We start from the raw sequence: 26,782 nt of genomic DNA, 5'->3' as shown, positions 1-26,782 counted from the left end.
GGGGCGGGCCGGGGCCGGCGGGGTCAGACCTGGCTCATGCCGCCGTCGACGGTGAGCTCGATCCCGGCGACGTAGCTGGACTCGTCGCTCGCGAGGAAGCACACCGCGGCGGCGACCTCCTCGGGGCGCCCGACCCGGCCCAGCGGGACCTGCGCGACGACGGCCGCCTCGACCTCGTCCGAGCCGCCGGTGAACGCGTCGAACGCGGCGGTGCGGGTGGGGCCGGGGCTCACCGCGTTCGCGCGGATCCCCCGGTGGCCGAGCTCGGCCGTGAGGGTGCGCGCCAGGGAGCGCACCGCGGCCTTGCTCCCGTTGTAGACCGCGTGGCCGGGACCGCCGTTGGTGCCCGCGATCGACGACGTGAGCACGATCGACGCGCCGTCCGCCAGGTGCGCGGCCAGCGCCTGCACCGTCAGGACCGTGCCGCGGAACGTGAGCCCGGCGACGGCGTCGAACTTCTCGGGCGTCAGCTCGCTGACCGGCGTCGGCTCGACGTCGCGGCCCGCGTTGACGTGCAGCACGTCGACCTTGCGGCCCAGCCGGGCGACGGCGTCCGCCAGCCGGGCGAGATCCTCGACGTTGCCCGCGTCGCCGACCACGCCCACCGCGCGCGGCCCGAGCCGGGCCACCGCGGCCTCGACCGCGGCTGCCGAACGCGACGTGATGACGACCGTCGCGCCCTCGGCGACGAAGCGGGTCGCGACCGCCAGGCCGATGCCCGCCGTCCCCGCCGTGACGACGGCGAGCCGTCCTTCGAGCATGCCCACGGGGCTCTCCTTGGTGATCACTTGAGCGCGCCCGCCGCGAGGCCGCGCTCGAAGTACTTCTGCAGCGCGAGGTAGGCGACGAGCATGGGGACGGCGGCGATGACCGCCGCGGCGAGCACCCCGGTCTGGTCGTTCGTGTACTGGCTGACGAAGTACGACGGGAGCAGCGTCAGGACCTGCCGGCCGGGGTCGTTGAGCATGAGCATCGGCAGCAGGTACGCGTTCCACGCCGCGATGAGCGTGAGCACCACGATGGTGGCGGCGATGGGCCGGGTGAGCGGCAGGACGACGCGCCAGAAGACCTGCCAGATGTTGGCGCCGTCGACACGGGCGGCGTCCATGATCTCCGACGGGATGCCGTCGTAGAAGTTGCGGGCCAGCAGCGTCGTGAACGGGATCTGCAGGGCGGCGACGGGCAGGATGACCGCGACGAGCTGGTTGTACATGTCGAAGGTCGAGGCCGTGACGAACAGCGGCGTGAGCAGCACGGACTCGGGCATGGTCAGCGCCAGGAGCAGCGCCCAGAACCAGATCTCCTTGCCCGCGATGCGCAGCTTGGAGAACCCGAACGCCGCGAGCATCGTGCAGGCGTAGACGATCAGGATCGCGAAGACCGAGATGAGCACCGAGTTCAGCAGGTAGGTGGGCAGGACGCCGGTCTCCCACACCTTGACGTAGTTGCCGAGGCCCCTGCCGCCGAGCGACCCCTGGACCATCGCCACCAGCGGCAGCAGGAAGGGCAGCGCCATCAGCGTCACGACGAGCTGGATGACGATCTTCGAGGTGAGCGAACGTGTCACGAGCATGGTCAGGCCTTTCCCTCGTGGCGGTTGCGCAGCGACATGAACACACCGCAGGCGAGTGCGAGCACCAGGAGCGCGACGGAGATCGCGGCGGCGTAGCCGAACCGCTTCTCGGACAGCATCGTGTGGTAGATGTACGTGCCCAGGAACTCGGTCGCGTAGTTGGGGCCGCCCTTGGTGATGAGGTACGGCCAGTCGAAGGTCTTGAGCGCCCCGATCAGGCCCAGGGTCGCGAGCGCCACCGTGGTGCCCTTGCACATGGGCCACACGACCGACCACAGGGTGCGCAGGTTCCCGGCGCCGTCCATGCGGGCCGCCTCGAGGATCTCGGTGTCGATCTGGCTCATGGCGGCGTAGAAGAGGATGAAGGTCAGGCCGGTCCACTGCCAGATCGTGGCGAGCATGACCACGCCCATCGCGGTGGTGCCGCCGGCCAGCCAGGTCTGCGTGAGGCCGTCGAGCCCTACGGCCCGCAGGAGGGTGTTGACCTGGCCGTTCGCGTCGAAGATCTGGCGGAAGACGGGCGCCATGGTGGCGGGTGCCAGGACGGTCGGGACGAAGACGACGACCTTGTAGACCCCGCGCAGGTAGACCTGGGAGTGCATGAACGCCGCGAACGTGAAGCCGAGCGCCGTCTGCACGGTGAAGGTGACGACATAGAAGACGGCGGTGTGCGTCAGCGCCTTCCAGAAGACCGGGTCGCCGAACATCTCCGAGAAGTTCGCGAGCCCCAGGAACGTGGGCTCCGTGAGGATGAAGCCGTTCCAGTCCAGGACGGAGACATATCCGGTGTAGCCGATCGAGAAGTAGATCAGGCCGACCACGACGACGATCGCGGGCAGGATCCACGGCAGGCCGTTCGCCGTCGGCCTCAGCCCCCGGCGGCGTGGCGCCACCGCGGGCGCGCCTCCGGTGGGTGTCGCGGCGTCAGGCAGCGTTGCGCTGATGCTCATTGCTTGTCCTTCGGGTCTCGGGTGGCTCGTGCCTGATGAAGGGGTGGACCGGCCGCAAGGGGTCGGCCGGCCCACCCCGGTCCGTCACTCCGCGGCGGCGACGCCCTGGAGGGTCTCGAGCGCGTCCGGGATGGACACGTCTCCGCCGGCGACGCCCACCAGGGCATCACGGAAGGCGGTGTTGAGCTCGGCGCTGACGGTGGCGAAGCGCGGCTGCGTCGAGGCGGCGGCCGTCTCGGTGTACGCCGACAGGACGTCGGCCTGCGCCTCCGGGTCCACGAGGTCGATCTGGTCCCAGTCGGGCGTGATGCCCGCGAGCGCGGGGATGTTGTTCAGCGTGTCCGCGACCGACTGCTGACCGGCCTGGGACGTCGCGAGCCAGGTGACGAACGTGGTCGCCGCCGCCTGGTTGTCCGAGCGGCCGGAGACGGCGAGGCCGTAGTCCGCGTCGCCGAACATGTTGCCGACGTTGCCGGTGCCGGCGAGGTCGGGGAAGTCGACGGGGACGAGGGTGATCGGCTCCGGGTCCGACACGCCCGCTGCCTCCATGGCCGTGACCATCGAGTCCTTGACGGCGTACTGCGTGTACCAGGAGCCCATCATGATCATGGCGTACTTGCCCTGCATGAACTCGTTGTTCGCGTCGGGGTACTGCTGCAGGCCGACGGCGCCCTCCTGCATGATGCCCTCGTCGAACAGCGACTTCCAGGTCTCCATGGCCTGCGTGAACTTCTGGCCGGAGTCGCCCTCGGTGAACGACGCCTCCCCCACCGTCGCCTTCTGGTAGAGCCCGGGCTCGATGTTCTCGACGATGGCCTCGAACGTGTCCATGTCGAACGCCCACTGGCCGGCGCCCTGCACGAAGCAGCCCTCGCCCGCCGCCTCGAGCGTGTCGCACACCTGCTTCCAGGAGGCGAGGTCCGTCGGGGGCTCGAGGTCGTACTTCTCGAAGATGTCCTGGTTGATCCACAGGTTCCCCGAGTAGACGGCGCCGGCCGAGAGCCCCACCAGCTTGTCGTCGACGGTGAGGCCGCTGACGCCGAGCTCGGAGACCTTGCTGGTCCAGTCCGGCCCGAGCGCCTCCTCGACGGCGGGGGTGAGGTCGATCGCCCCCGGCCCGAAGGTGTCGACGCCGCCGTTCGCCGAACCCGGCGCCACGTTGAACACGTCCGGCCCGTCGGACGACGTGATGGCCGGCGAGAGGACCGAGTCGTAGCTGTCGATCGGCTTGGAGACGAACTCGACCTCGATGTCGGGGTACTCCTCGTTGAACGCCGCGATGAGCTTCTCGGCGTTGATGGCGTCCGGGGTCCAGCCCCACCAGGTGATGCTGCCCGCGGTCGCGTCCCCGGTGGTCGCGCCGCCCTGGCCACCCGGGGTGCACGCCGCCAGGAGGAGGCTCGCCGCGGCCACCGCCGCGACGGCACCGACTCGACGGGCCGACAACGTCTTCTTCGACGTCTGCATCTCTGCGTCCTTTCCTCGTCCTCGCGACCGATGCGGTCCCAGCGAGGTGCGAAAGTTTCTTTAATGCTTTCGCTTGCCGGTACGATAGAGTCCGCATCACGACGGCGTCAACACCCGCCGTCGTCACGGTCGGAGAACGAGGAGAAGCGCGGATGACAGGGACGGCCACGAGGCCCGACGCCGGCGCCGGCGCCGGCAAGAAGGAGCGGCGCGGCGGGGTGACCATCGCCGAGGTCGCCGAGGCCGCCGGGGTCTCGACCCCCACGGTCTCGAAGGTCCTCAACGGCCGGCCGGGCGTCTCCGCGGCCACCCGACGCCAGGTGGAGCAGGTGCTCGCCGAGCGCGGCTACGAGCAGCGCCGCCCGCACCCGGGCGCCGGCAGCGGCCTGGTCGACTTCGTGATCGAGACCCTCGACACCCAGTGGGCCACGACCCTGCTGCGCGGCGCGCAGACCGAGGCCGCCCGGCTCGGCCTGGACCTGGTGCTCACGACCAGCAGCGGTGACTCGTTCGGCACCGCCGCCTGGGTCGACCACCTCGCCGAGCGCGGCTCGGAGGGTGTCGTCCTCGTGGCGGCCCACGTGCAGGAGTCGGTCGAGACGGAGCTGTCCCGACTGCGCATGCCCGTGGTGCTGGTCGACCCGATCGGCGCAGCTGCCCCGTCGCTCCCGACGGTCGCCGCCACCAACTGGGCAGGTGGGCGCGACGCCACGGAGCACCTCATCGCGCTGGGCCACACGCGGATCGCCGTGATCACCGGCCCGATGGACGAGGAGTCGCACCGCGACCGGCTCGACGGCTACCGCAGCGCGCTCCAGCGGCACGGCATCCCCGTGGACGACTCGCTGATCACCCACGGCGACTCGCTGGTCACCGGCGGCCGCGCGCACGGCCGGGAGCTGCTGCGGCGCCCGGACCGCCCGACCGCCGTCGTCTCCGGATCGGACGAGCAGGCCTACGGCGTCTACCTCGCCGCCGAGGAGCTGGGGCTCACGGTCCCGGCGGACCTGTCCGTCGTCGGGTTCGACGACGTCGAGCTGTGCCAGTGGGTCACGCCCAACCTGACCACCGTGCGCCAGCCACTGCTCGAGATGGGCCGCGAGGCGGCCCGGATCGTCATCGAGATGTCCCGCAACGAGCTGCGGCCCGCGCTGCGCACCGAGCTCGCCACCTCGCTGGTGGAGCGCCGCTCGACGGCGGCTCCGTGGCGATGACGCAGCGCGCTACCCGCCGATCTCGATAGAACTCGTCAAGGAAAGTTTCCATGAACCATAGCGTCGCCATCGCCGCCGACCCCCGCTTCACCCACCGGCACACCCGGGCCACCGTCACGGTCCTGGACGCCGCGGGACAGCCGCTGGCCGGCCGCGAGGTCCAGGTCGAGCAGACCCGGCACGCGTTCCTGTTCGGCAACATCGGCTTCGATTTCGTCGGCCTGGCCAACGGCCTGGACACGACGCCGCTCTACTCCCCGTTCGGCGGCGCCTCGGTCGAGACCGCCCGCACGCTGGCGCCGCTGTGGTTCGACCTGTTCAACCAGGTCACTCTGCCGTTCTACTGGCGCGGGTTCGAGCCGGAGCGCGGCGCGCCCGACACCGACCGGCTGCGGCGCACCGCCGCCTGGTTCGCCGAGCGCGGCGTCGCCGTCAAGGGGCATCCCCTCCTCTGGCACACGATGGCGCCCACGTGGCTCCTGGATCTCGGCGACGAGGACGTCGAACGCGAGATCCGCCTCCGGATCGGCCGTGAGGTCTCCGGGCTCGGTGACGCCGTACCCACGTGGGACGCCATCAACGAGACCGTGATCATGCCGGTCTTCGACCGCGAGGAGAACGCGGTCACCCGCCTGGCGCAGTGCCTCGGCCGGGTGGGCATGGTCCGGCTCGCGGTCGACGCCGCCCGCGAGGCCGACCCGTCGGTCACGCTCCTGCTCAACGACTTCAACCTGTCGGCCGACTACGAGCGGCTCGTCGAGGAGGTGCTCGACGCCGGGGTGCGGATCGACGCGCTCGGGCTCCAGTCGCACATGCACCAGGGCTACCGCGGCGAGGAGTACTTCGCCGACGTGCTCGACCGGTTCGCCCGCTTCGGCCTGCCCCTCCACCTCACGGAGAACACGCTGCTGTCTGGCGACCTCATGCCGGCCGAGGTCACCGACCTGAACGACCACGTGGTGGACTCCTGGCCCTCCACGCCGGAGGGCGAGGCCCGGCAGGCCGACGAGATCGTGCGCCACTACGGTCAGCTCGTCGCGCACCCCGCGGTGCAGGCCGTCAACTACTGGGGGCTCACCGACGAGGGCGCGTGGCTGGGCGCGCCGTGCGGGCTGGTGCGCGCCGACGGCACGCCCAAGCCCGCCTACGACGCCCTGCGAGACCTCGTCAAGGGCGCCTGGTGGCTGCCCCCGACGACGACCCGCACCGACGAGCACGGCCGGATCCAGGTGGACGCCTTCGCCGGCGGCTTCCGGCTCACCGCAGGCGGCGACACCGGCGAGCTCACGCTGCCCGCCGGTGCGCAGGCCGGGTCGGTCACCCTCGTCCGGGGTGAGCGCTGACCCGACGGGCATCGGGCTGACCAAGTTCACGGTCCGGGCGGCTCACGGTGCTCGCCGTCGGTACGGTGCGCGGCCAGGTCCAGGCGTACCGCACGATGAGGGCGAGGACGATCAGCTCCAGCACGACGCCGAGGCCGTAGAAGTACAGCCAGAATCCGCCCGCCACGTTGAACACCGTGACGGGAACGTAGAGCGAGGCCACGACGAGGTTCGTGACGCGGTTCGCCCGGGCGGGCAGCGTCGCCGACAGCACGACCATGAAGATCGGGACGGCCATGAGGGTCAGCGCCGTGGTCGAGAAGGTCTGGGAGAGGTCGAACTCGAAGACCTTGCCGTCGAGGATGTCCTCGACGATGCCGGGTGTGAAGAAGCCGAGAATGTCCACGTAGGCGTACAGGAACATGAAGCTTGTCCACGCCGCGGCGAGCTTGACTCTGACCGGGACCGGCTGGTCTTCCAGCATGGTGGTGGGTTGACGCGTTCTCATCGTGGGCTCCGTTGTCGTGGTGAGGATCGGTGCGTCCACGATCGCCGAGCCAGGGCGGCGGGCGCATCGGCCCGGAGGCCGGAGCTCCCCCGGCCGATGTGCTGGTCTCACTCTCGTCCTTTCGGTGGGTACGCCGGAGCGCGCCGATCCCTAGGCTGGAGCCGTGAACACTGTCCGGCGCGCCATCTGGCACGAGCCGCGGCCCGCCGACGCCCCGCCCATCGGTCGTCTCGACTGGCTGCTCGTGGGCGTGTTCGCGGCCGCCGTGCTGATCGAGGGCATCGTTCGGCCGGACCTGGCCTGGCGGCCCCTGGTGACGGCGCTCGCCCTGGCGCTGATACCTGCCCTGCTCTGGCGGCGGGGCCGCCCCCTGGTCGCCACCCTGGCCGGGTGGGGCGTCGCCGGGCTGCTCTCGGTCGTCCAGCTGACCACGCACGCCGGCGACCTCGGCCCCTACTCCATGATGGCTGTCCTGCTCCTGCTCTACTCCTTGGTGCGGTGGGGCTCGGGACGGGAGATGGTCCTGGGGACGGCGTTCGTGGCAGGCGTCGTCGTGCTGGGGATGTACGCCTCCTCCGGAGGCTGGACCGACGTCTTCGGCGGGAGCGTCCTCCTGCTGTCGCTCGTCGCCCTCGCGGCGGTGTTCCGCTACCGCGCGGACCTCTGGCAGCGCCGACAGCACGAGATCCGCAACCAGGAGCGGGCGGCGCTGGCCCGCGAGCTGCACGACACCGTGGCCCACCACGTCTCGGCCATCGCGGTGCAGGCGCAGGCCGGTGGCGTGGTCGCCGGCACCCAGCCCGAGAAGGCTGCCGAGGTCCTGGCCGCGATCGAGTCCGAGGCGTCGCGCACCCTCGCGGAGATGAGATCCATGGTGCGGGTGCTGCGCGAGGAGGAAGCCGTCACCTACTCACCGCAGCCAGGTGCCGCGGACCTGCCAGCTCTGGCGCGCGCCGACACGACGCCCACCGTCGAGGTCTCGCTGGACGGCTCGGTGGCCCGGCTGGCAGGACCCGTGGACACCGCGCTCTACCGGCTCGCGCAGGAGTCGCTGACCAATGCCCTGCGGCACGCCCGGGGCGCTAGCCGCGTCGGGATCGACGTACGCCAGGAGGGCGAAGCCGTCAGGCTCCGCGTCAGCGACGACGGACGGACCGAGCCGGGACCTGCCCCGGAACGTGGGTTCGGCCTGCTGGGCATGGCCGAACGCGTCCATCTCCTCGGCGGATCGCTCTCCGCGGGACCGGGGCCCGCGGGTGGCTGGGTCGTCGAGGCCGTGCTCCCGGTGAAGGCGCTGCCATGAGCATCCGTGTGGTCGTGGCCGACGACCAGGACCTGGTCCGGGCCGGGCTGGTGATGATCCTCGGCGCGCAGCCCGACCTCGAGGTCGTGGGGGAAGCAGCGGACGGGCTCGCAGCGCTCGACCTGGCGACCCGGCTGCGTCCCGATGTCGTCCTCGTCGACATCCGGATGCCCGGTCTCGACGGCGTCGAGGTGACACGGCGCCTGGCCGGGCCGGAGGTGGCAGACCCGTTGGCGGTCGTCGTGATCACCACCTTCGACCTCGATGAGTACGTCCTCGGCGCCCTGCGCGCCGGCGCCCGCGGCTTCCTGCTCAAGGACGCCGGGCCGGAGCTCCTCGTGCAGGCCATCCATGCGGCGGCGAACGGGGACGCACTGATCGCGCCCAACGTCACCCGCCGGCTGCTGGCGACCCTCGCCGACCGGGCACCGGTTCCGGTCCAGCCCACCGACCCGCTCACCGAGCGCGAGGAGGAGGTGCTCGCGCTGGTCGCACGGGGACGGACCAACGCGGAGATCGCCACCGAGCTCTTCGTCGGCCTGAGCACGGTCAAGACCCACGTCGCGTCGTTGCTGGCCAAGCTCGGTGCCCGCAACCGCGTCGAGATCGCGATCTGGGCCTACGACACCCGACGCATGAGGGCCAGCTAGTGGGTGGAGATCCCCGACGCAGGCCCGTGGATCGCTAGGCTGCCCGTCATGGATGCAGAGCCCACGCTCTACGACGCACTGGGCGGCATGCCCGCGCTGCGCCGGCTCAGCGACGTGTTCTACGAACGCGTCCTCGCCGACGAGCTCCTTGCGCCGGTGTTCGCCAACTTCAACCAGCGGCACGTCGAGCACGTCGCCGTCTGGCTGGCCGAGGTGTTCGGCGGACCGGAACAGTTCACGGCGTCGCTCGGCGGCCACCGGTCCTTGCTGCACAGCCATCTCGGTCTCGGCATCCGTGACGAGCACCGCCGCCGCTGGCTCGACCTGATGTCGGCAGCGGTCGGCGAGGCCCTGCCCGACTCGCCAGACCTGCACGCGTCGGTCATGTCCTACTTCGAGTGGGGCACGGCCATCGCGCAAGAGGTCTCCCAGGACCCGGTCGGCACAGACCTCGGTGAACCAGGGCCGACACCGCGCTGGGGTCACCAGGGCCTGGCGACCTGACGCTCACCGACCAGGCACCCCGCCCCCTGCCGGCGTGGCGGTGAGCTCCCCGGCCAGCTGTCGCCTGCGGGCAGCACCACCGAGCCGCAGGACGAACGACCGCACCACCTCCGTCCACCGGCTCGACGGGACGAACATCTGCTGCTTGAGGTGCGCGATGCGCTGATGCCTCAGGATCGACGGACGCAGCGCCGACTCCCAGGCGGTCAGCGCGGCCCGGACGTCGTCCGGCGCATTCCGCAGCGCGTTGCCCAGCTCGGCGCCGCCCCGGAGCGCGCTCGTCGCGCCCATGCCCGAGTAGAGGTTCAGGCACCAGGCCGCGTCGCCCACCAGCACCACCCGGCCTGTGCTCCACCGCGGCATCCTGACCTGGTGGACCGAGTCGAACAGGAACTCGGGCGCTCGTTCGAGCTCGTCCAGGACGTGTCGCACGACCGGATCGTCCATACCGGAGTAGACGGAACGCAGCCGCTCGATCCGGTCCCCCGTGAACTGCTCGGAGACGTCCGCCGTGCGGTAGGTCAGCAGGGCGGTGGGCGCCCGGTCGGCGAAGCCGAACACCCAGGCCGCCCGCCCCGCACGGGCGCTGATGATGCTGTCCTGGTCGTCGTAGCCCGGCACCTGGCCCGGAAGCTGGAACGCGCAGATCATGGCGTCCCAGTCCTGGACGTACCGCGCGTGCGGACCGAAGGCCAGGCGGCGCACGTCGGACCGCAACCCGTCCGCGCCGACGACGAGGTCGTACTCCTCGCGGTACTCCGCTCCGGTCCCGCCGTCCCGGAGCAGCACCCGGACGCCGTCGCCCTCGTCGCTGATCTCGACGGGCCTGGTGGCGAACCGCACGTCGATCGGCGCACCCGTGCCCGCCCGGCCGAGGCCCTGCCAGAGCGCGGCCTCGATGTCGCCGCGCACCACCGCCGCGGGCCGGCCGGGCTGGTGCAGGAACCCCAGCCCGAGCGCGCGGTTCCCGCGTCGGTCCAGCTCCCAGGCCTTTCCGCCGTCGGCGGGGTTCCGGGTGTGCAGGTCGTCGGCGATGCCCAGATCGATCGCCGCCTGCCTGCCGTCAGGCAGGAGACCCACGAAGTACCCGCCCTGCCGCCGTTCGGGTGCCCGTTCGACGACCACCGGCGTCCACCCGGCCGCCCGCAGCCCGATCGCCGCCGACATGCCCGCGATCCCCAGCCCGACGACCAATGCTCGCTTCTCCATCACGCTCTCCTGTTCCTCGGATTCTCTTCGGCCGCGGCTCGCCCGGACCGGGCGGTCCGTCGTCAGTCCGGGACGATGACGGCGCGGGTGCTCCCCTGGTGCGCCCAGGCGTCCGCGACCCGGCTCAGCGGGTACGCGGTGTAGGGCATCTGGAGCGTGCCGTCGGCGAAGCCCGTGAGGACGGCGGGCGCCTCCGCGAGCAACTCCGCCCTGGAGAACGCACCGATGCCGCTGCCCGTGACCCGGATGCGGCGGCTGCGCAGCAGGGCCGCGGGCAGCGCCGCCTCCGCGCCGGCGAGCGAACCGATCTGCACGTAGGCCGTGTCCGGCGCGTCGGCCGCCATGCCGCCTCGACCCAGCGCGGCGAAGGTGGCCTCGGCGACCCGCCCCCACAAGAAGTCGAGCACGAGGGCGGGCGGCGCGTCGTCGACGACACCCGCGAGCGCGTCCGCCAAGGCGTCGGGCCCGTCGTGCGCGAGCGACACGGGCACCGCGCCCAGGCCCCGCAACTTCTCCAGCGCCTCCGGGTCGCGGCCGGCGGCGACCACCCGCTCGGCGCCGAGCGTCAGCGCCAGCCGCACCGCCAGGCTGCCCGACGCGCCGGTGGCCCCCAGCACGAGGACCGTACCGAGCCGGCCGACCTCCTTGCGCCGGGCAGCGAGAACCATCCAGCCGGACATCCCGGGGTTCATGCCGGCCGCCACCTCGAGCGGGTCCGCGCCCGGGGGCAGCTCGAGCTCGAACGGGGTGACCATCCGCTCGGCCATCGTGCCCCACGGTGCGCGGGCGAAGCCGGTGTAGACCAGCCGCCCGTCGACGGTCCGGGCCACGGCGTCGACCCCGGGCACCAGCGGAAAGATGTGGTCGCTGCTGTAGTGGCGGCCGGCGGCCTGCCCACGCACGACGTGGTGCAGGCCCGCCCCGACCAGGTGCAGCGGATCCTGGCCCGGACGGGTCTCCGGCTCGGGGAACTCGGCACAGACGGGCGGTTCCCCGGGGATGTTGACGACGGCAGCACGCATCAGATTCTCCTTAACTAAGTTCAGTTCGTGGTGAGCCCAGGCTGCCTGAACTTTGTTAAGGTGTCAACCATGGCGAAGGGCATCACACGCGAACGGATCGTGGCGACCGCACTCGAGCTGCTCGACGAGAAGGGCATGGACGGCATCACCGTCCGCGCGCTCGCCACCCGGCTCGAGGTCCGGCCACCCGCGCTGTACTGGCACCTGCGCAACAAGCAGGAGCTGCTCGACGAGATGAGCACCACCGTGATGCGGCGGGTCAGCACCGCCCTGTCACAGACCCCGCCCGGCGCCGGCTGGCGGGACGACCTCGCCGCGCACGCCCGCGTCCTGCGCGCGGAGTTCCTGCTCCACCGCGACGGCGCCCGCATCTTCAGCGGCACCCGCATCACCGACCCCGACGTGATCCGGGCTCGCGAACCCTGGTTCGCACGCTGGACGGAGCAGGGCCTGACGCTCGCCGAGGCCGACGACGCCACCGACCTGGTCGTCGCCTTCGTGGTCGGCTTCGTCATCGAGGAACAGGAACGACGGCAGTCGGCCGAGACCGACCCGGATCGCTACTCCGTCAGCGAGCGGGACGCCTGGCTCGGCCCGGACGTGCCGCTGGTCAAGGAGGCCGGCCACCTGCGCGACGACGGCGACGCACGGTTCGAGCGGCACCTCGGGATCGTGCTGGACGGGCTCGCGGCCCGGCTGGTGCGGCCTCAGGTCCCCAGGTAGCGCAGCACGGCGAGCACCCGGCGGTTGTCCGCCGCGTCGTACGGCAGGTCGAGCTTCTGGAAGATCGCGGCGACGTTCTTCTCCACGGCGCCCTGGGAGAGGAACAGCTGCTCCGCGATGCCGCCGTTCGACCGGCCCTGCGCGATGAGGTCGAGCACCTCACGTTCCCTGTCGGTCAGCCGCACCCGGCCGGTGTCCCGGTCGGAGGCGCCCATGAGCTGGGAGACCACCTCCGGGTCCAGCACGGTCTCGCCCCGGGCCACACGCGCGAGCGCCTGGGTGAACTCCCCCGTGTCGACGACACGGTCCTTGAGCAGATACCCCACGCCACGCGCGTCACCCTGGAGCAGCGCACCGGCGTACCGCGTCTCCACGTACTGCGAGAACAGCAGCACGGGCAGCCCGGGAAACTGCTCCCGCAGCGCGACCACGATGCGCAAGCCCTCGTCGGTGAACGTGGGTGGCATGCGGATGTCCGCGACCACGACGTCGGGCAGGGACGACTCGCTCGCGAGGCGAAGGACCTCGCGCTCCAGGCTCTCGCCGTCCGGCACGGCCGTCACCTCGTGCCCCCGGCGCGTCAACAGGGCGACGAGCCCGTCGCGCAGGATCCCGGAGTCCTCGGCGAGCACCACCCGCAGGGCGCCCGACGGCGTCGCGTCCGGCCCGCTCATGCGCGACCACCGGCGCCGGTGCGGCGCGCACCTGCCGCGACGGCCCGCACGGCCGAGAGCGTCATGGTGACGACGGTCGGCCCACCGACCGGGCTCGACAGGTCGAACGTGCCGTCGACCGACCCGACGCGCTCGGCGAGACCCGCGAGGCCCGACCGCAGTCCGGACCCGTCGGGGGCGACGACGGTCGCGCCCCCGCCGCCGTCGTCGCGCACCTGGATGTGCAGGATGCCGCTCCCGCCGTCGGCGACGACCTCGACCCGCACGTGGACCCGCGACGCGCGTGCGTGCTTGGCCGCATTGGTGACCAGCTCGGCGATCGAGAAGTAGACGATCGACTCGATCGCCGGTGCCAGGCGGCCGCCCGCCTCGACCGCCGGGTCGATGTCCGCCGTGACCGGGAGCGGCGCGCGTGCGGCGAGCGTCTCGAGGGCGACCGCGAGGCCGCTGTCCAGGGCCGGCGGGTGGATGCCACGGGCCAGCTCGCGAAGCTCGGCCAGGGCGTCCTTGGTCGACGCGTGCGCCACCTCGAGGAGCTCGCCCACCGCGTCCGTCCCGCCGGAGGCCAGCTGCTCACGCGCCTCGCCGAGCTGCATGCCGACGGCGACCAGGCGCGCCTGGGTACCGTCGTGCAGGTCTCGCTCGATGCGGCGCAGGCGGGCGTCGGCGGCCTCCACCGTGCCCGCGCGGGAGCGCTCCAGCTCGGCGACCCGCAGGCTGGCGGCCGTGGGGCCGAGCAGCACCCTGGTCAGCAGCTTCAACAGGGCGACGAGACCCGACTGGGCCAGCGGCCACAGGACCAGCACCACGAGGCCGCCCAGTGCGACGACGGCGAGGCCGGCCGGGTTGTGCCAGGAGCTGTCCATGGCCAGCTCAGGGGGCAGCGACCAGAACCAGGACCAGTAGGTCACGCCGCCGAGGCCGAGCACGAGGCACGCGGTGCTCACGATGAACCCGGCGAGCGTCACCGGCAGGGCCGCGAGCATGAACAGCAGTGCTCGCCAGCCCACCGGGTCGCCGAGCGCTCCCCCGAGCCGCGGCCAGAAGCCCTGGCGCGCCCGCCGGGGCACGGGCGCCGCGACGTGGGTGTCGAGCAGGTGGCCTGCCAAGCTGCGGTAGGCGGCGCCCCACCATCGCCCGCCCACCACGAGCCCGCCTGCGACGAACAGGCCGACGACCGTCACGGCGGCACCGGCCGTGACCGCCACGGTGACCAGCACGTAGGCGAGTGCGAACGGTCCAAGGAGCAGCATGAGCCACAGGTAGCCGTACGAGCGCCAGGTGACGGAGGACGACGGCGCGCCGAGCAGGTGCGACCAGCCGGGACTCCGCCCGGACCGCCGCGCTCGCGGGTCGAGGGTCATGGTCTTCATACTGCCAGCCTGCCGCGGGGCCGCCCCGCCGGGACAGGGTGCGTTCCCCCGGGCGGGGTAGGGATTTCCTCCGTGTTCCGCACCGGGCTCACGCCGTCGGCGCAGGGGCCGGGAGCACGAGGGCCGAGTGGGCGGGCTGCGGCGTCGTGGCCGGCATGGCGGCCAGCTCACGGAGCATGGCGTTCCGTCGTTCCAGCGCCTCGGCGGTGGTGGGGAACAGCCGGGCGCCGCCCTTGTCGACCAGTGCCTGGTTCATCGTGACGAACTCGCGGGTGTCCCGCTCGTAGGCCGCGAAGGCAGCGACGTGGTCTTCGTGCGTGGCCAGTGACCTCGCGAGCATGTAGGCGCCCACCAGCGCCAGGCTGGAACCCTGTCCGGTCAGGAACGACGGCGCGTAGGCGGCGTCGCCGACGAACGCCACCCGGCCGCTCGACCAGCCCGGCATGCGGATCTGGCCCGCCGTGTCGAAGAACAGGTCGTCCGCCTGGCGCATGGCCTCGACGATGCCCGGGACCTCCCAGCTCGCACCGGCGAAGGTCCTGGCGACCAGGTCCCGCTGGGCGTCCGGGTCCCGCAGGCCCTCTCGCACGACATGGAGCGGCTGTTCCGGCTGGTGGAAGTTGAGGAACGCGTGCAGGTCGTCGCCGGCGCCCCCGGTGGCGTAGAGCGCGGCAGCCCGGCCCGGGGTGTTCCACATCATCAGCTCGCGCGACAGCCCCAGAACATTGGGCATGGTGAACACGGCGAACCCGTAGCCGAGGTACCGGTGGAACTGCTCCTCCGGCCCGAGCAGGACCTTCCGGGTACCCGAGTGCATGCCGTCGGCACCGACCACCACGTCGAACGTGCGCTGCCTGCCGCTGCGGAAGGTGACGTCGACCCCGGTCCCGTGCTGGTCGAGGCGGTCGACGGAGTCGTCGAACACGAGCTCCACGTCGTCCCGGACCGTCTCGTACAGCGCGGCGGTCAGGTCCCCGCGCCCCACCTCGAGGTCCTGCCCCTCGACGCTCCCGGCGACCGCATGGGGGCGGAGGGTGGCCACCTCGGCGCCGTCGACGTCGAGGAACGTGAACCGCCGGGTGTCGATGTGCGCTGCCTGCAGCCGCGGCAGGACTCCCATCCGCCAGACCACCTCGATCGCGGTGCCGCGGACGTCGATCGGGTAGCCGCCCCCGCGAGGCGCGTGCGCCTTCTCGACCACCGTGACGTCGAACCCGTACCGGTGCAGCCAGTACGCCAGCGTGGGGCCGGCGAGGCTGGCTCCGGCGATCAGGACGTTGCGCCGGAACGTGTGGGAGCGGGAGGCGCCGGACCGAGATGTCATGACTGGACTTCCTTCTTCAGATGGCGGACGACGAGCAGGGACAGAGCGGCCACGAGGGCTGCGACGAGGAACCCGGTGACGAAGGCCGACTCGGCGGGCACCCCGGATGCCGGGTCGTTGCCCGCGTCGAGGACCGAGCCGGCGAGCTGGCCGCCCGCGACGGCGCCGATCAGGCGGATCACGACGAGGAGGCTGGTGGCGATGCCGGTGTCCTTGGCGGCCACGGCGGTGGCGGTGCTGGCGAGCAGCGCGGTGGTGATCAGGCCGCCGACGAAGGCGGCGAGCGCCCGGGCGACGACGAGCTGCCACACCGTGTCGTGCAGCGCGGCGACGGCGACGAGGATGCCCGCGGTGGCCACGGCGCCCGTGGTGGCCACGGCCCGTGCGCCGTAGCGCTGCACGGCGAGGCCGCCGACCGAGCCTGCCAGGACGCCGGCGATGGAGGCGGGCATCATGAACAGCCCGATGTCGGTGGTGTCGAGCCCCAGGCCGTAGCCGTCGCCCGATACCTCGAACAGCTTGGGGACGTAGGTCTGCAGCATCGCGGAGACGGCGGCGATGGCGGTGGTGAGCACGGCCGCGCTCCACATGGCGGGCGCCGTCAGCATGCGCAGCTCGACCATCGGCGAGACGGCCCGGCGTTCGACGGCCACCCAGGCCGCGGCGAGCGCGGCGACGACGAGCACGATGCCACCCACGGCGAGCGGCGGGATGCCGCCGCCGGTCACCACGAGGAGTCCCAGCATGAGCGCGACCAGCGTGGCGCTCAGCAAGGCCACGCCGGGCCAGTCGATCCTGGTGCCCTGCTCGCCCGGCGGATCGTTCGGCATCAGCCGCAGCACGACGGCGGTCGCCGCCACGATCACGATCGTCGGCGCCGCGAAGATCCAGTGCCAGGACAGGCCTTCCGCCAGCGGCCCAGCGACGAGCGTCCCGACGATGCCCCCGGCGGTGAACAGCGCGCTGACCACCCCGACGGCCACCTGCGTCTGCCCCTTCGGGAAGTTCTTGCGCACCAGGATGAACGAGAGCGGCAGTGCGCCCACCATCGCGCCCTGCAGCGTCTGACCGACCAGCAGTACCGGCAGGTTCGGCGCGAGGCTCGATATCACGCCGCCTGTCGAGACAAGTGCCATCAGCACGAGCAGCACCCGCTTTCCGCCGTAGCGGTCGCCGAGCTTGCCGGCGATGGGCGCGACGATCGCGCCGGTGATCAGCAGCGTGCTGGCGATCAGCGCGGCCGCGGCCGAGTCGACACCCAGCTCGCGCTCCAGCAGCGGACGCGTCGGGTCCACCACCGTCTGCAGCGTGCCGAGAGCCAGGGCGAGGACGCCCAGTGCCCCGATCGCGGGCCTTCCGATCCGTGCGGGGGCCGGCCTCTCGACGGGGGCCGGAGGATCGAGAGCGATGGTCATCTCAGTCCCTTCCCGGGCTGGTCACGGGTGGGAGCGCGAACGAAGCGGGTCTGATCTCCATGCCTTCGAACCTAGGGTTCGAGCGCTGGGCCCCGACATGGTGGGAACCGCCGTGGGCGCGGGAGATTTCCTCCGCGCCCACGGCGGAGCGCCCGGTCAGATCGAGTTCACGATCCGCTCGTGCTCCAGCTCTCCCTCGCGGGTCTGGATCCCCGCGGCCAGCAGCTCGTGCGCACGCCGTGTGACGTCGGGCCCCATCGTCGCCATCAGCCCGTCGTTCTCCACCGCGTACGCGGCACGCGGGATCGCCGGTGCCATCGCGTTCACCGCGGCCTTGATCGCGGACACGACCTCCGGCCCCAGCCGCGCGATCCGCCCCGCGAGCTCGCTCACGAACCCGTCCAGCTCCGCCGCGGGAAGAGCCCGGTTCACCAGCCCGTACCGCTCGGCCAGCTCCGCGTCCACGAGCTCGCCGCCCAGGATGAGCTCGAGGGCACGGGCCCGACCCGCCAGCCGGGTCATGTGCACGGTCCCGCCACCTCCGGGAAGGATGCCCATCAGGGCCTCCGTCTGCGACTGACCCGACCGGCCGACCGCCGCGAACCTCATGTCGAGGTACATGAGGAACTCGTTGCCGGCGCCGCGCGCGAATCCGGACAGCTTGCCGATGGTGACCTGCGGCAGGTCGTGCACCTCCTCGCTCAGGGCCTGCAGGATGTTCATGCCGTCCGGCACAGGTGTGTCCTCGGCGGCGGCGATCGCGGCTCGGGTCGCCGCCGACAGGGCATCCGGGTCGGTGAGGTAGCCCATGTCCCCGTGCGCACTGAAGAACTCCGGGTCGGCGCTCTCGAACACGATCACGCGGATGCTCTCCTCCCTTCGCACCCGGTTGACGAACCCGCGCAGCGACGGCAGAAGGACGCCGTCCATCAGGTTGAGGGGAGGGTGGTCGAGCGTCACGGTCGCGACGCCGTCCGACGACGTGATCCGGAGGCCTGGCAAGTTGTCGTAGCTCATGGGCGTGACCCTAGGAAGCGACCCGGTTACCGACCGGGAACCTAGACTGCTGCTATGTCCGAGCTGGCTGTCGACATGTTCGACGAGATCTGCCCGTCGCCGATGCAGCCCCTACGGATGAGGGACAAGTGGGCTCCGATGGTCCTGCGCTGCCTGGAGGACGGACCGCGCAGGTTCTCCGAGCTGCGCGTCCCGCTGCACCGCACGAGTGCCAAGGAGCTCACCCGGTCGCTCCGCAACCTCCAGCACGACGGCTTCGTGTGCCGGACGTCGGCGGGCCGCACCGTGACCTACGAGCTCACCGGCCTCGGGCACAGCCTGCTCGACCTGCTCGACACGGTCTACGCGTGGAGCGCCGAGCACGGGGAGGACCTCCTCGACGCCTACGACCCGGACGACGCCGAGGGTGGCCGAGGCAGCGACCGGGCTTCGTGAGCGGACCACGAGGCGCTGGACGGACTACTCCTCGGGCAGCCGCTGGTGCACCCGCTTCTGCGCGCTCTGGAAGACGATCTGGCTCCGGAAGGTGACGACCTCCCGTGGCTGGCTGAGGCGGTCGATGAGGAACGAGTGCAGGTGGTCGAGATCCCGGGCGGCCACGTGGGCGAGCAGGTCCTCGTCGCCGGCGAGGACGTAGACGGCGCTGACCTCGGGCAGCTTGATCAGTGCGGCCTTGAACGAGTCGATCACGTCGCGGTTGAGCGGGCGCAGCCGGATCGACACGAACGCCTCGACCCTGCGGTTGAGCGCCGCGGGGTCGATCTCGGCGTGATACCCGCGGATGACGCCGCGGGCGCGCAGGAGCCGCACCCGTTCCAGGCAGGTGGAGGGTGCGATGCCGAGGTGACGGGCCAGGTCCCGGTTGGTCTGCCGCGCGTCGCGCTGGAGTTCCTGCACGATCGCCGAATCAAGTTCGTCCATGGTCGGGAGCCTAACGATCCCGCCGAATGAAGTTCAGTGTCAGCCCCAGACGTACGTTCCTGTGCCTACCCTCACGCCGGAATCCTGGTCATCCGGCAGAGGACGGTACATGGAAGAGAACGTTCGCCCGGGCACCCGCCCCGCCCGAGGACTCGGCGTCGTGACGGGTTCGGTCATGCTGCTCGGCGCGGTCCTCGGGCCGGGGGCGCTGGCGCTGCCCACGCTGGCCGCCGACGCCGCGGGGCCCGCGTCCTTGCTGGCGTGGGCGCTGCTGCTCCTCGCCAGCGTGCCCGTCGCGGCGACCTTCGCCGCGCTCGGCGGCACCCATCCCGACGGCGGAGGCGTGGCGCACTTCGCGACGATCGCCTTCGAGGGACGAATCGCCGCGGCGGTCAGCTGGTGGTTCCTGGCGGCCGTGCCGCTCGGCGTCACGGCCGCCGCGCTGATGGGCGGGCACTACATCGCGGCCGCTCTGGGTGCGGGTCCCGGGTTCGCCATGGGGGTGGGCTTCGCTCTGCTCGTGGCGTCGTTCGTCCTGAACGCGGTCGGCCTCAACGCGACCGGGCGGATCCAGGTCCTGACCGCCGCCGTGATGGTGACCCTCCTGGTCGTGACCGTCGCGGTCTCGCTCGACGGCGTGCGCTCCGAGGCGTTCACACCGTTCGCGCCCCACGGGTGGGCGGGCGTCGGCACCGCCGCCACCGTGCTGTTCTTCGCGTTCGCCGGCTGGGAGGCCGCCACCCACCTCTCGGCGGACTTCGCGGACCCCGTCCGTGGTCTGCGCCGCGCGACGGCGCTCACCCTCGCTCTCGTGATCGCCCTCTACCTGGGGCTGGCGGTCGTCACGCTCGGCGTCCTGGGCCCGTCCGCCGGACGCGACCCGGCGCCGCTGCTCACCCTCCTCCAGCGGGCGTTCGGCCCCACCGGGACCGTGCTGGCCACCGCTGCCGCCGTGCTGCTGACCTTCGGGGCCATCAACGCCTACCTGGCCAGCGGCGCCCGGCTGGGCGCGGCACTCGGACGGGACGGGGCCCTGCCGCGCCGGCTCGTCGGCCGGACGACGCCGGGTCGTGAGCCCCGCCGGAGCCTGGCGTTCCTCGCCGCCTGCTGCCTGGTCGTCGCCGCCCCGGTCCTCGGCGGCGTCGTCACGCTCGACGGACTGGTCCGGGCGACGTCCGCGCTGCTCGCGGCGGTGACGCTCACCGGCACCCTGGCCGGCGTCCGGCTGCTGCGCGGACGGGAGCGCGGCAACGCCGTCGCGGCGTCGCTGTTCCTCGCCGTGGTGCTGGTGTTCTGCGGTGCGCTGCTCGTGGTCCCCGCGGTCATCGGTGCCGCCGCCCAGGTCGGGCCGTCGACGACCGGTCGCGCGAAGCGACGACTTTACCAGTAAACAAGGAACTTCATCGGGCACACCCACGGGATTTCGCCGACCGATCTCACCCGCACCATCGGACCGGCGAGCGTTGACACCCTCCGAGATGCCCTCTACTTTATCGATAAACGTCACGCCAGTGACGGGCTACTCGAGGAAGAGAAGCTGTGACCGATCCGCGTCTACCTGGATACGTGAGCGAGCGTCGACTCGCGGACCACGATCCGAGCCGACATCACCGACTCCACCACGTCCTCCGTCTCCCCCGCGTCCGACGCAGCGGCCTCGACACGGCGCAGGAGCAGCTCCATCACGCGCTCGGCCATCGAGTCGTTGCCGGGGTCCATGGTCGTCAGCCGAGGGACGAGGTACTCGCCCTCCGCGTCGTTGTCGAAGCCGACGACCTGGACGTCGTCCGGGACGCGCAGCCCGATGTCGGCCAGCGCGCGCAGGACCCCCATCGCCGCGGCGTCGGTCAGCGCGAAGGCGCCGTCGAACGAGACGCCGTCGCGATGGAGCCGCATGACTGCCTCGTAGCCGTCCTTCGTGGTGAACGACGCGCCGTCGACGACGAGCCGTTCGTCGACCGGCACGCCCGCCCTGGCGTGCGCGCCGCGGTAGCCACGGCTGCGCAGGGTCGGCATGCTGTCGACGCCGGTCTCCGGCCGGCCACCGATCAGGGCGATGCGCCGCGCGCCGCGCTCGAGCATGTACGACGTGGCGAGCTCGGCGCCACCCACGTTGTCCATCATCACGTGGTCGAACTCGCCGCCGATCCGGCGCTCGCCGAGCAGGACCACGGGGACCTCGATGCCGGCACGGCGCACGTCCGCCGTGTCGATCTGGACCGGGCTGAACACGATGCCGCTGTAGGGCCGCACACGCTCCGCGGAGAGGGCCGCGAGCTCTCCTTCCCTGCTCGCGCCGGTGCGCTCGATGATGACGTGGTAGCCCCGCAGCTGCGCGAGGGTGTCCAGGCGCGCCGCGAGGTGAGGGTAGTAGGGCCCGTCGAGGTGCGGAACCAGCAGGCCGATCGCACCGCTGCGACCGGCCCTCAGCTGGCGCGCCGTCGCGTTCACCCGGTAGCCCAGCCGGGCCACCGCCTCGAGCACGCGGGCACGGGTGTCCTCGCTCGCTCCGGGTCGGCCGTTGATGACGTTCGAGACCGTCATCTTCGAGACACCGGCTTCGAGTGCCACATCGCTCATCTTCACCACGTTGCCCATCATGACACCCCGCGATGCACGGCCTGGTCCCGTCGCGCAGGTATCACCCAAGGCTCTGATCAAGGAGGATCCAGAACGCCGTGAAGCAGCTCCTGTACTCCAAGAAACTCGCGCCCTACCTGTTCATCCTGCCTTTCCTCGTGACCCTCGCGGTCTTCTGGGTCATTCCGCTGGGCCGGTCGTTCGTGATGAGCACCCAGGAGGTGCTCTACGGGCAGGCGACATTCATCGGGCTCGACAACTACGACCGGCTCTGGCGGGACCGCATCTTCTGGCAGGCGCTGTTCAACAGCCTGCGCTACATGGTGCTGACCCTGGTGCTCCTCATCCCGATCCCGCTGGCCCTGGCCGCCCTGATCAACTCGAACATCGGCAGCACGCGCATCAAGGCGTTCTTCAAGGCCTCGATGTTCGTTCCCGCGCTGACCTCCGTCGTGGTGGCCGGCATCGTGTTCCGGCTCATCTTCGCGGAGTCGGACGCCGCGATCATGAACCAGGTCGCCGACTTCTTCGGGTTCGGCCCGGTCCGCTGGCTGCGCGGTGACGTCACCGGTCTGGTGGCCCTGCTGGCCATCGCGCTGTGGCGGTGGACCGGCGTCAACATGATGTATTTCCTCGCCGGGATGCAGGCGATCCCGACCGAGTACTACGAGGCGGCCTCGATCGACGGCGCGAGCAAGCTCCGCCAGTTCATCCACATCACCATCCCGAACATCCGGCCGACCATCGTCTACGTCGTCACGATCAGCGTCTACGGCGGCCTGTCGATGTTCCTCGAGAGCTTCATGCTCTACGCCGGCAACAACTCCCCCAACAACCAGGGCCTCACGGTCGTGGGCTACCTCTACCGCAAGGGCATCGAGGAGAACGACCTCGGCTTCGCGTCCGCCGTCGGCGTGGTGCTGCTCGTCGTGATCATGGCGATCAACATCTCCTACCTCGTCGCGAGCGGCACCTTCAAGAAGGAGGCCGTCTGATGGCCGTGCAGCCGACCACCCTCAGCCCGTCGACGGACACGCGTCGGCGGACCCCCGCCCGCCGGTCCTCCGCGCCGTCCGCGGCCGCCTGGATCCAGAGCGCCTTCCTCATCGTGATGGCGCTCATCTCGCTGGTGCCGCTCCTGGCGATCTTCGTCGGCACGTTCCAGGACGGCAACGAGGTGATCCGGCGCGGCATGACGTTCGACGTCGACCTCGGCTCGCTCAGCCTGGACAACTACGTCCTGCTGTTCACGGACTCCGGGCCGTACTTCCGGTGGTTCGCCAACACCCTGCTCCTGACGGTCGGGCAGGTGGCGGGCACGCTCCTGGTGAGCTCGTTCGTGGCCTACGGCTTCGCGATGTACGAGTTCCGGACCAAGACGCTGTGGTTCATCATGGTGCTGCTCGTCATGACCGTGCCGTTCGAGATGCTCATGCTCCCCCTGTACGTCCAGGTCAACGACATGGGCCTGGCCGACACGTACACGGTGATCGCGCTCCCCTTCCTGGCCGCGGCCGTGACCATCTTCTTCTTCCGCCAGTACTTCCTGGGGATACCGAAGGAGATCATCGAGGCCGGCCGGATGGACGGCGTCAGCGAGTTCGGCATCTTCTTCCGCCTGGTGCTGCCCATCACCAAGCCGGCGATGGCCGCCATGGCGATCCTCAACGGGATGCTCTGCTGGAACAACTTCCTCTGGCCGCTGCTGGTGCTGCGCAGCCCCGAGAAGTTCACGCTCCCGATCGGCCTCAACACGCTGCTGACGCCGTACGGCAACAACTACGAGCTGCTCATCATCGGTGCCTTCTTCTCGCTGATCCCGATCCTCATTCTTTTCCTCGCATTCCAGCGGTTCTTCATCGAAGGAATCACCGCGGGAGCGGTCAAAGGCTGACCCTCCCCCGACCGACAGAACAAACGAACGGAGCAATCATGACAAGGCTCAGGACGATGGTGTCCACGATGGTCGCCGCGGTGGCGGTGACGGCGCTCACCGCATGCGGTGGCGGCCAGCCGGAGGCACCCGTGAAGAACGCCGACGGTTCGACCACGTTGAACATGTGGACCTTCGCCGACGTGCACGCCACGTACTACGAGGAGATGGCCGAGAAGTGGAACGAGGCCAACCCCGACAAGGAGATCCAGCTCGAGGTCACCGTCTACCCCTACGACGACATGCACAACAAGCTGCAGCTCGCCGTGAACTCCGGTGAGGGCCTGCCGGACGTGGTCGACATCGAGGTCAACAAGTTCGCCAACTTCGTCAAGGGCGAGAACCCCCCGCTGCTCGACCTGACCGAGGCCGCGGCCCCGTACAAGGACGACGTCGTCCAGGCACGCCTCGACCTGTACAGCAAGGACGGCACGATCTACGGGTTCCCGACCCACGTGGGCGCGTTCACCACGTTCTACAACACGGAGGCGCTCGAGGGCGCCGGCATCGACTACACCAAGATCAAGACCTGGGACGACTTCAAGGAGGCCGGGGTCAAGTACAACGAGGAGACCGGCAAGGCGTTCGGCGTCGCCAGCACGAGCGTCATGTTCCTCGAGCCGCTCATCACGGCGCAGCTCGGCGGGCAGTTCTTCGACGACGCCGGCAACGTGCAGGTGAACAGCCCCGAGGTCGTCGAGACCCTCTCGATGATGAAGGACATGCAGGACGCCGGCGCGATCTCCACGATCCCCGGTGGGAGCCCCGACTCCGAGGAGGCGTACGGCGCCATCAACGACGGCGACTACGCCGCGATCGTCTACCCGGCCTGGTACACGTCCCGGTTCGTCGACTACATGCCCGACCTCGCGGGCAAGGTGGCCATCGCCCCGGCGCCGGTCACGGACGACGCCGTCGTGCAGACCATCGGTGGTGGCGGCACCGGCGCGGCGGTCCCCGCCGTCTCGCCGAACAAGGACCTGGCCGCCGAGTGGCTGGCGTTCGCCAAGCTCTCTCCCGAGGCGAACGTCGCCGTCTGGGAGGTGCTCGGCTTCGACCCCGTGAACATGGCGGTCTGGGAGGACGAGGAAGTCACCAAGAACCCGGACAACAAGTTCAACAAGTATTTCCAGACGAACCTGTTCGACGTCCTCAACGAGGTGAAGGACGGCATCGGGCACTTCCAGTCGTTCAGCGACCCGAACTGGCCCACCGTCGACGACACGTTCCGCACGGTCACGCTCAACGAGATCTACGAGAACGGCACGTCGGCCCAGGAGGCGCTGGACCAGACGCAGGCCGACCTGCAGAACCAGCTCGGGCAGTAGGGCTCTGCCCCACTGGGCTTGACCCACTGAGCCTGACCCACTGAGCCCGACCCACTGAACGCACAGGCGGGGCGGTCGCGGCATCCACTGCCACGGCGGCCGCCCCGCCTGCGCGCGCCGTGCCCGCACGGCTACCCACGAACCGACCGCCGCACGAACCATCGAGGAGTACATCGCTCATGCTGTCCGCTTCCGTCACCATCGACCCGGCGTTCGTCGTCGGACCGGTGCGCCCCCGTACGTTCGGCTCGTTCGTCGAGCACCTGGGCCGCAGCGTGTACACGGGTCTGCACGACCCCGGCCACCCGACCGCCGACGCCGACGGCTTCCGGGGCGACGTCGTCGAGCTCACCCGCGAGCTGGGCGTCTCGACGGTGCGCTACCCCGGCGGGAACTTCGTCTCGGGGTACCGCTGGGAGGACGGCATCGGCCCGGTCGAGCAGCGCCCCCGCCGCCTGGACCTCGCGTGGCACTCGACCGACCCGAACCTCGTGGGCGTGGACGAGTTCATGCGCTGGTGCGCCCGGACCGGCGTCGAGCCCATGATGGCCGTCAACCTCGGTACGCGCGGCGTGCAGGAGGCCCTCGATCTCCTGGAGTACTGCAACGTGCCCGCCGGCACGAGGTGGAGCGACCTCCGCAGGGCGAACGGCGCGGAGGAGCCGTACCGCATCAAGATGTGGTGTCTGGGCAACGAGATGGACGGCCCGTGGCAGATCGGCCACAAGACCGCCCACGAGTACGGGCGGCTCGCGGCCGAGACCGCCCGCGCCATGCGGATGATCGACCCGGACATCGAGCTCGTGGCGTGCGGCTCGTCGGGTTCCCAGATGCCCACGTTCGGCGAGTGGGAGCACACGGTCCTGACCGAGTCGTACGAGCACGTCGACCACATCTCGGCGCACGCCTACTACTGGGAGGAGGACGGCGACCTCGCGTCCTTCCTGGCCTCCGCGGTGAACATGGACCACTTCGTCGACTCGGTGGCCGCCACGGCGGACGCGGTGCGCGCGGCGGGCAAGCACACCAAGCGGATCCACGTCTCGTTCGACGAGTGGAACGTCTGGTACCAGAAGCGCGCCGAGTCACGGCCGCCGTCGGGCGACGACTGGCCGGTGGCGCCCGTGCTGCTGGAGGACCGCTACAACGTGGCCGACGCCGTCGTGGTCGGCAACCTGCTCATCTCCCTGCTGCGGCACACCGACCGCGTGCACGCGGCCTCGCTCGCGCAGCTCGTCAACGTCATCGCGCCGATCATGACCGAGCCGGGCGGGCGGTCCTGGCGGCAGACGACGTTCCACCCCTTCGCGCTCACCGCCGGGCACGCCGCCGGCGAGGTGCTGCGCCTCGCGGTGGACGCGCCCGTGCAGGAGACGGCCAAGTTCGGTCCGGTCCCGGTGATCGACGCCGTCGCGACGCACGACCCCGAGACGGGTGGCGTCGTGGTGTTCGCGGTGAACCGGTCGCTCACCGACGACGTGGCGCTCGGGGTGGACCTGCGCGGCTTCCCGGGGCTCCGGGTGGCGGACGCCGTCACGCTCTCCAACCCCGACCACACCTGGTCGGCTACGGCCGACGACGCGACCTCGGTGCTGCCGCGCACCAACACGAGCGCGAAGGTCGCCGACGACCACGCGCACGTGGACCTGCCGCCCGTGTCCTGGTCGATGCTGCGGCTCGAACGCGTCTGACCCCACTACGTGACAGCGGCACCCGCACGGGTGCCGGTCATGCGCGAGGCACGGCCTGGAGCCGTTCCTCGTGTGCCGATA

General features: G+C 71.0%; 26 protein-coding genes. 12 read left to right on the top strand and 14 right to left on the bottom strand.

What is annotated here, in order from left to right; translation table 11 throughout:
• Nucleotides 1–23: 23 nt before the first annotated feature.
• From ACNYC2_RS10200 to ACNYC2_RS10185, 4 genes are all read right to left on the bottom strand, one after another.
• Nucleotides 24–761: an SDR family oxidoreductase gene (locus tag ACNYC2_RS10200; protein ID WP_419707816.1), complete on the bottom strand. Its 738-nt coding sequence runs from the start codon at nucleotides 759–761 to the stop codon at nucleotides 24–26.
• Between the two features lie 23 nt (nucleotides 762–784).
• The gene (locus ACNYC2_RS10195) at nucleotides 785–1,573 is read right to left on the bottom strand and encodes a carbohydrate ABC transporter permease (protein ID WP_419706890.1); all 789 of its coding nucleotides are present in this window, start codon (nucleotides 1,571–1,573) and stop codon (nucleotides 785–787) included.
• A gap of 2 nt (nucleotides 1,574–1,575) precedes the next feature.
• Nucleotides 1,576–2,523 carry a carbohydrate ABC transporter permease gene (locus ACNYC2_RS10190; RefSeq protein WP_419706889.1) on the bottom strand — a complete coding sequence of 316 codons (948 nt, stop codon included), beginning with the start codon at nucleotides 2,521–2,523 and terminating at the stop codon, nucleotides 1,576–1,578.
• A gap of 84 nt (nucleotides 2,524–2,607) precedes the next feature.
• A complete protein-coding gene (locus ACNYC2_RS10185) occupies nucleotides 2,608–3,990 on the bottom strand; it encodes an ABC transporter substrate-binding protein (protein ID WP_419706888.1) in 1,383 nt (460 codons plus the stop codon).
• Nucleotides 3,991–4,142: 152 nt separating this feature from the next.
• Between ACNYC2_RS10185 and ACNYC2_RS10180 the strand changes: the two genes are divergently transcribed.
• Together ACNYC2_RS10180 and ACNYC2_RS10175 are read left to right on the top strand one after the other, a co-directional pair.
• Nucleotides 4,143–5,204 carry a LacI family DNA-binding transcriptional regulator gene (locus ACNYC2_RS10180; RefSeq protein WP_419706887.1) on the top strand — a complete coding sequence of 354 codons (1,062 nt, stop codon included), beginning with the start codon at nucleotides 4,143–4,145 and terminating at the stop codon, nucleotides 5,202–5,204.
• 50 nt (nucleotides 5,205–5,254) lie between these two features.
• Nucleotides 5,255–6,547, top strand: a complete 1,293-nt coding sequence (locus tag ACNYC2_RS10175; protein WP_419706886.1) for an endo-1,4-beta-xylanase — start codon at nucleotides 5,255–5,257, stop codon at nucleotides 6,545–6,547.
• Here the strand turns inward: ACNYC2_RS10175 and ACNYC2_RS10170 are convergent.
• Complete coding sequence (locus ACNYC2_RS10170) at nucleotides 6,522–7,034, bottom strand: DUF6326 family protein (RefSeq protein WP_419706885.1); 513 nt, start codon at nucleotides 7,032–7,034, stop codon at nucleotides 6,522–6,524. The two genes, ACNYC2_RS10175 and ACNYC2_RS10170, sit on opposite strands and share 26 nt — an antisense overlap.
• Nucleotides 7,035–7,197: 163 nt before the next feature.
• Here ACNYC2_RS10170 and ACNYC2_RS10165 point away from each other — a divergent pair, with 163 nt between their 5' ends.
• From ACNYC2_RS10165 to ACNYC2_RS10155, 3 genes are read left to right on the top strand one after another with little or no spacing between them, the layout of a single operon-like run.
• Nucleotides 7,198–8,337 carry a sensor histidine kinase gene (locus ACNYC2_RS10165; protein WP_419706884.1) on the top strand — a complete coding sequence of 380 codons (1,140 nt, stop codon included), beginning with the start codon at nucleotides 7,198–7,200 and terminating at the stop codon, nucleotides 8,335–8,337.
• Nucleotides 8,334–8,987 (top strand): response regulator, encoded by a 654-nt coding sequence (locus ACNYC2_RS10160; RefSeq protein WP_419706883.1) that lies wholly within the window; start codon nucleotides 8,334–8,336, stop codon nucleotides 8,985–8,987. Before ACNYC2_RS10165 ends, ACNYC2_RS10160 begins: the two co-directional genes overlap by 4 nt.
• Before the next feature lie 48 nt (nucleotides 8,988–9,035).
• On the top strand, nucleotides 9,036–9,491 hold the full coding sequence (locus tag ACNYC2_RS10155; protein WP_419706882.1) for a group II truncated hemoglobin: 456 nt from the start codon (nucleotides 9,036–9,038) through the stop codon (nucleotides 9,489–9,491).
• A gap of 3 nt (nucleotides 9,492–9,494) precedes the next feature.
• Here ACNYC2_RS10155 and ACNYC2_RS10150 read toward each other — a convergent pair whose 3' ends face one another.
• Complete coding sequence (locus ACNYC2_RS10150; protein ID WP_419706881.1) at nucleotides 9,495–10,700, bottom strand: FAD-dependent monooxygenase; 1,206 nt, start codon at nucleotides 10,698–10,700, stop codon at nucleotides 9,495–9,497.
• A 62-nt stretch (nucleotides 10,701–10,762) separates the two neighbouring features.
• Nucleotides 10,763–11,722 carry a zinc-binding alcohol dehydrogenase family protein gene (locus tag ACNYC2_RS10145; RefSeq protein WP_419706880.1) on the bottom strand — a complete coding sequence of 320 codons (960 nt, stop codon included), beginning with the start codon at nucleotides 11,720–11,722 and terminating at the stop codon, nucleotides 10,763–10,765.
• 69 nt (nucleotides 11,723–11,791) lie between these two features.
• Between ACNYC2_RS10145 and ACNYC2_RS10140 the strand changes: the two genes are divergently transcribed.
• On the top strand, nucleotides 11,792–12,445 hold the full coding sequence (locus ACNYC2_RS10140) for a TetR/AcrR family transcriptional regulator C-terminal domain-containing protein (RefSeq protein WP_419706879.1): 654 nt from the start codon (nucleotides 11,792–11,794) through the stop codon (nucleotides 12,443–12,445).
• Here ACNYC2_RS10140 and ACNYC2_RS10135 read toward each other — a convergent pair.
• The 5 genes from ACNYC2_RS10135 to ACNYC2_RS10115 form a co-directional block, all read right to left on the bottom strand.
• Nucleotides 12,430–13,119, bottom strand: a complete 690-nt coding sequence (locus ACNYC2_RS10135) for a LuxR C-terminal-related transcriptional regulator (RefSeq protein WP_419706878.1) — start codon at nucleotides 13,117–13,119, stop codon at nucleotides 12,430–12,432. The two genes, ACNYC2_RS10140 and ACNYC2_RS10135, sit on opposite strands and share 16 nt — an antisense overlap.
• Nucleotides 13,116–14,492 (bottom strand): sensor histidine kinase, encoded by a 1,377-nt coding sequence (locus tag ACNYC2_RS10130; RefSeq protein WP_419706877.1) that lies wholly within the window; start codon nucleotides 14,490–14,492, stop codon nucleotides 13,116–13,118. The genes ACNYC2_RS10135 and ACNYC2_RS10130 overlap by 4 nt, the downstream gene beginning before the upstream one ends.
• Nucleotides 14,493–14,580: 88 nt before the next feature.
• A complete protein-coding gene (locus ACNYC2_RS10125; protein WP_419706876.1) occupies nucleotides 14,581–15,816 on the bottom strand; it encodes an FAD-dependent monooxygenase in 1,236 nt (411 codons plus the stop codon).
• Nucleotides 15,813–17,231 (bottom strand): MFS transporter, encoded by a 1,419-nt coding sequence (locus ACNYC2_RS10120; RefSeq protein ID WP_419706875.1) that lies wholly within the window; start codon nucleotides 17,229–17,231, stop codon nucleotides 15,813–15,815. Before ACNYC2_RS10120 ends, ACNYC2_RS10125 begins: the two co-directional genes overlap by 4 nt.
• A 156-nt stretch (nucleotides 17,232–17,387) precedes the next feature.
• The gene (locus ACNYC2_RS10115) at nucleotides 17,388–18,248 is read right to left on the bottom strand and encodes an enoyl-CoA hydratase/isomerase family protein (protein WP_419706874.1); all 861 of its coding nucleotides are present in this window, start codon (nucleotides 18,246–18,248) and stop codon (nucleotides 17,388–17,390) included.
• A 54-nt stretch (nucleotides 18,249–18,302) separates the two neighbouring features.
• Between ACNYC2_RS10115 and ACNYC2_RS10110 the strand changes: the two genes are divergently transcribed.
• Nucleotides 18,303–18,683 (top strand): winged helix-turn-helix transcriptional regulator, encoded by a 381-nt coding sequence (locus tag ACNYC2_RS10110; RefSeq protein ID WP_419706873.1) that lies wholly within the window; start codon nucleotides 18,303–18,305, stop codon nucleotides 18,681–18,683.
• 24 nt (nucleotides 18,684–18,707) lie between these two features.
• On the opposite strand, the gene ACNYC2_RS10105 is transcribed toward ACNYC2_RS10110, so the two are convergent.
• The gene (locus ACNYC2_RS10105; protein WP_419706872.1) at nucleotides 18,708–19,169 is read right to left on the bottom strand and encodes an Lrp/AsnC family transcriptional regulator; all 462 of its coding nucleotides are present in this window, start codon (nucleotides 19,167–19,169) and stop codon (nucleotides 18,708–18,710) included.
• Between the two features lie 109 nt (nucleotides 19,170–19,278).
• Here ACNYC2_RS10105 and ACNYC2_RS10100 point away from each other — a divergent pair, with 109 nt between their 5' ends.
• A complete protein-coding gene (locus ACNYC2_RS10100; protein WP_419706871.1) occupies nucleotides 19,279–20,559 on the top strand; it encodes an APC family permease in 1,281 nt (426 codons plus the stop codon).
• A 164-nt stretch (nucleotides 20,560–20,723) separates the two neighbouring features.
• Here ACNYC2_RS10100 and ACNYC2_RS10095 read toward each other — a convergent pair whose 3' ends face one another.
• A complete protein-coding gene (locus ACNYC2_RS10095; protein WP_419706870.1) occupies nucleotides 20,724–21,749 on the bottom strand; it encodes a LacI family DNA-binding transcriptional regulator in 1,026 nt (341 codons plus the stop codon).
• Between the two features lie 98 nt (nucleotides 21,750–21,847).
• Between ACNYC2_RS10095 and ACNYC2_RS10090 the strand changes: the two genes are divergently transcribed.
• From ACNYC2_RS10090 to ACNYC2_RS10075, 4 genes are all read left to right on the top strand, one after another.
• A complete protein-coding gene (locus tag ACNYC2_RS10090) occupies nucleotides 21,848–22,744 on the top strand; it encodes a carbohydrate ABC transporter permease (protein WP_419706869.1) in 897 nt (298 codons plus the stop codon).
• Nucleotides 22,744–23,643, top strand: a complete 900-nt coding sequence (locus tag ACNYC2_RS10085; RefSeq protein ID WP_419706868.1) for a carbohydrate ABC transporter permease — start codon at nucleotides 22,744–22,746, stop codon at nucleotides 23,641–23,643. The genes ACNYC2_RS10090 and ACNYC2_RS10085 overlap by 1 nt, the downstream gene beginning before the upstream one ends.
• A 38-nt stretch (nucleotides 23,644–23,681) precedes the next feature.
• Nucleotides 23,682–25,010 (top strand): ABC transporter substrate-binding protein, encoded by a 1,329-nt coding sequence (locus ACNYC2_RS10080; RefSeq protein ID WP_419706867.1) that lies wholly within the window; start codon nucleotides 23,682–23,684, stop codon nucleotides 25,008–25,010.
• Between the two features lie 179 nt (nucleotides 25,011–25,189).
• Nucleotides 25,190–26,701: an alpha-N-arabinofuranosidase gene (locus tag ACNYC2_RS10075; protein ID WP_419706866.1), complete on the top strand. Its 1,512-nt coding sequence runs from the start codon at nucleotides 25,190–25,192 to the stop codon at nucleotides 26,699–26,701.
• Nucleotides 26,702–26,782: the final 81 nt, after the last annotated feature.

This window comes from Promicromonospora sp. NFX87 (assembly GCF_048564965.1).
Lineage (GTDB): Bacteria > Actinomycetota > Actinomycetes > Actinomycetales > Cellulomonadaceae > Promicromonospora.
The sequence above is the reverse complement of the archived record's forward strand: the minus strand, read 5'-3'. Positions and strand labels throughout refer to the sequence as shown.

What these genes read in the sequence shown, in the direction of transcription:
- ACNYC2_RS10200 (WP_419707816.1), bottom strand. Translation starts at nt 761, where the DNA reads ATGCTCGAAGGACGGCTCGCCGTCGTCACGGCGGGGACGGCGGGCATC.
- ACNYC2_RS10195 (WP_419706890.1), bottom strand. Translation starts at nt 1,573, where the DNA reads ATGCTCGTGACACGTTCGCTCACCTCGAAGATCGTCATCCAGCTCGTC.
- ACNYC2_RS10190 (WP_419706889.1), bottom strand. Translation starts at nt 2,523, where the DNA reads ATGAGCATCAGCGCAACGCTGCCTGACGCCGCGACACCCACCGGAGGC.
- ACNYC2_RS10185 (WP_419706888.1), bottom strand. Translation starts at nt 3,990, where the DNA reads ATGCAGACGTCGAAGAAGACGTTGTCGGCCCGTCGAGTCGGTGCCGTC.
- ACNYC2_RS10180 (WP_419706887.1), top strand. Translation starts at nt 4,143, where the DNA reads ATGACAGGGACGGCCACGAGGCCCGACGCCGGCGCCGGCGCCGGCAAG.
- ACNYC2_RS10175 (WP_419706886.1), top strand. Translation starts at nt 5,255, where the DNA reads ATGAACCATAGCGTCGCCATCGCCGCCGACCCCCGCTTCACCCACCGG.
- ACNYC2_RS10170 (WP_419706885.1), bottom strand. Translation starts at nt 7,034, where the DNA reads ATGAGAACGCGTCAACCCACCACCATGCTGGAAGACCAGCCGGTCCCG.
- ACNYC2_RS10160 (WP_419706883.1), top strand. Translation starts at nt 8,334, where the DNA reads ATGAGCATCCGTGTGGTCGTGGCCGACGACCAGGACCTGGTCCGGGCC.
- ACNYC2_RS10155 (WP_419706882.1), top strand. Translation starts at nt 9,036, where the DNA reads ATGGATGCAGAGCCCACGCTCTACGACGCACTGGGCGGCATGCCCGCG.
- ACNYC2_RS10150 (WP_419706881.1), bottom strand. Translation starts at nt 10,700, where the DNA reads ATGGAGAAGCGAGCATTGGTCGTCGGGCTGGGGATCGCGGGCATGTCG.
- ACNYC2_RS10145 (WP_419706880.1), bottom strand. Translation starts at nt 11,722, where the DNA reads ATGCGTGCTGCCGTCGTCAACATCCCCGGGGAACCGCCCGTCTGTGCC.
- ACNYC2_RS10140 (WP_419706879.1), top strand. Translation starts at nt 11,792, where the DNA reads ATGGCGAAGGGCATCACACGCGAACGGATCGTGGCGACCGCACTCGAG.
- ACNYC2_RS10135 (WP_419706878.1), bottom strand. Translation starts at nt 13,119, where the DNA reads ATGAGCGGGCCGGACGCGACGCCGTCGGGCGCCCTGCGGGTGGTGCTC.
- ACNYC2_RS10130 (WP_419706877.1), bottom strand. Translation starts at nt 14,492, where the DNA reads ATGAAGACCATGACCCTCGACCCGCGAGCGCGGCGGTCCGGGCGGAGT.
- ACNYC2_RS10125 (WP_419706876.1), bottom strand. Translation starts at nt 15,816, where the DNA reads ATGACATCTCGGTCCGGCGCCTCCCGCTCCCACACGTTCCGGCGCAAC.
- ACNYC2_RS10120 (WP_419706875.1), bottom strand. Translation starts at nt 17,231, where the DNA reads ATGACCATCGCTCTCGATCCTCCGGCCCCCGTCGAGAGGCCGGCCCCC.
- ACNYC2_RS10115 (WP_419706874.1), bottom strand. Translation starts at nt 18,248, where the DNA reads ATGAGCTACGACAACTTGCCAGGCCTCCGGATCACGTCGTCGGACGGC.
- ACNYC2_RS10110 (WP_419706873.1), top strand. Translation starts at nt 18,303, where the DNA reads ATGTCCGAGCTGGCTGTCGACATGTTCGACGAGATCTGCCCGTCGCCG.
- ACNYC2_RS10105 (WP_419706872.1), bottom strand. Translation starts at nt 19,169, where the DNA reads ATGGACGAACTTGATTCGGCGATCGTGCAGGAACTCCAGCGCGACGCG.
- ACNYC2_RS10100 (WP_419706871.1), top strand. Translation starts at nt 19,279, where the DNA reads ATGGAAGAGAACGTTCGCCCGGGCACCCGCCCCGCCCGAGGACTCGGC.
- ACNYC2_RS10095 (WP_419706870.1), bottom strand. Translation starts at nt 21,749, where the DNA reads ATGAGCGATGTGGCACTCGAAGCCGGTGTCTCGAAGATGACGGTCTCG.
- ACNYC2_RS10085 (WP_419706868.1), top strand. Translation starts at nt 22,744, where the DNA reads ATGGCCGTGCAGCCGACCACCCTCAGCCCGTCGACGGACACGCGTCGG.
- ACNYC2_RS10080 (WP_419706867.1), top strand. Translation starts at nt 23,682, where the DNA reads ATGACAAGGCTCAGGACGATGGTGTCCACGATGGTCGCCGCGGTGGCG.
- ACNYC2_RS10075 (WP_419706866.1), top strand. Translation starts at nt 25,190, where the DNA reads ATGCTGTCCGCTTCCGTCACCATCGACCCGGCGTTCGTCGTCGGACCG.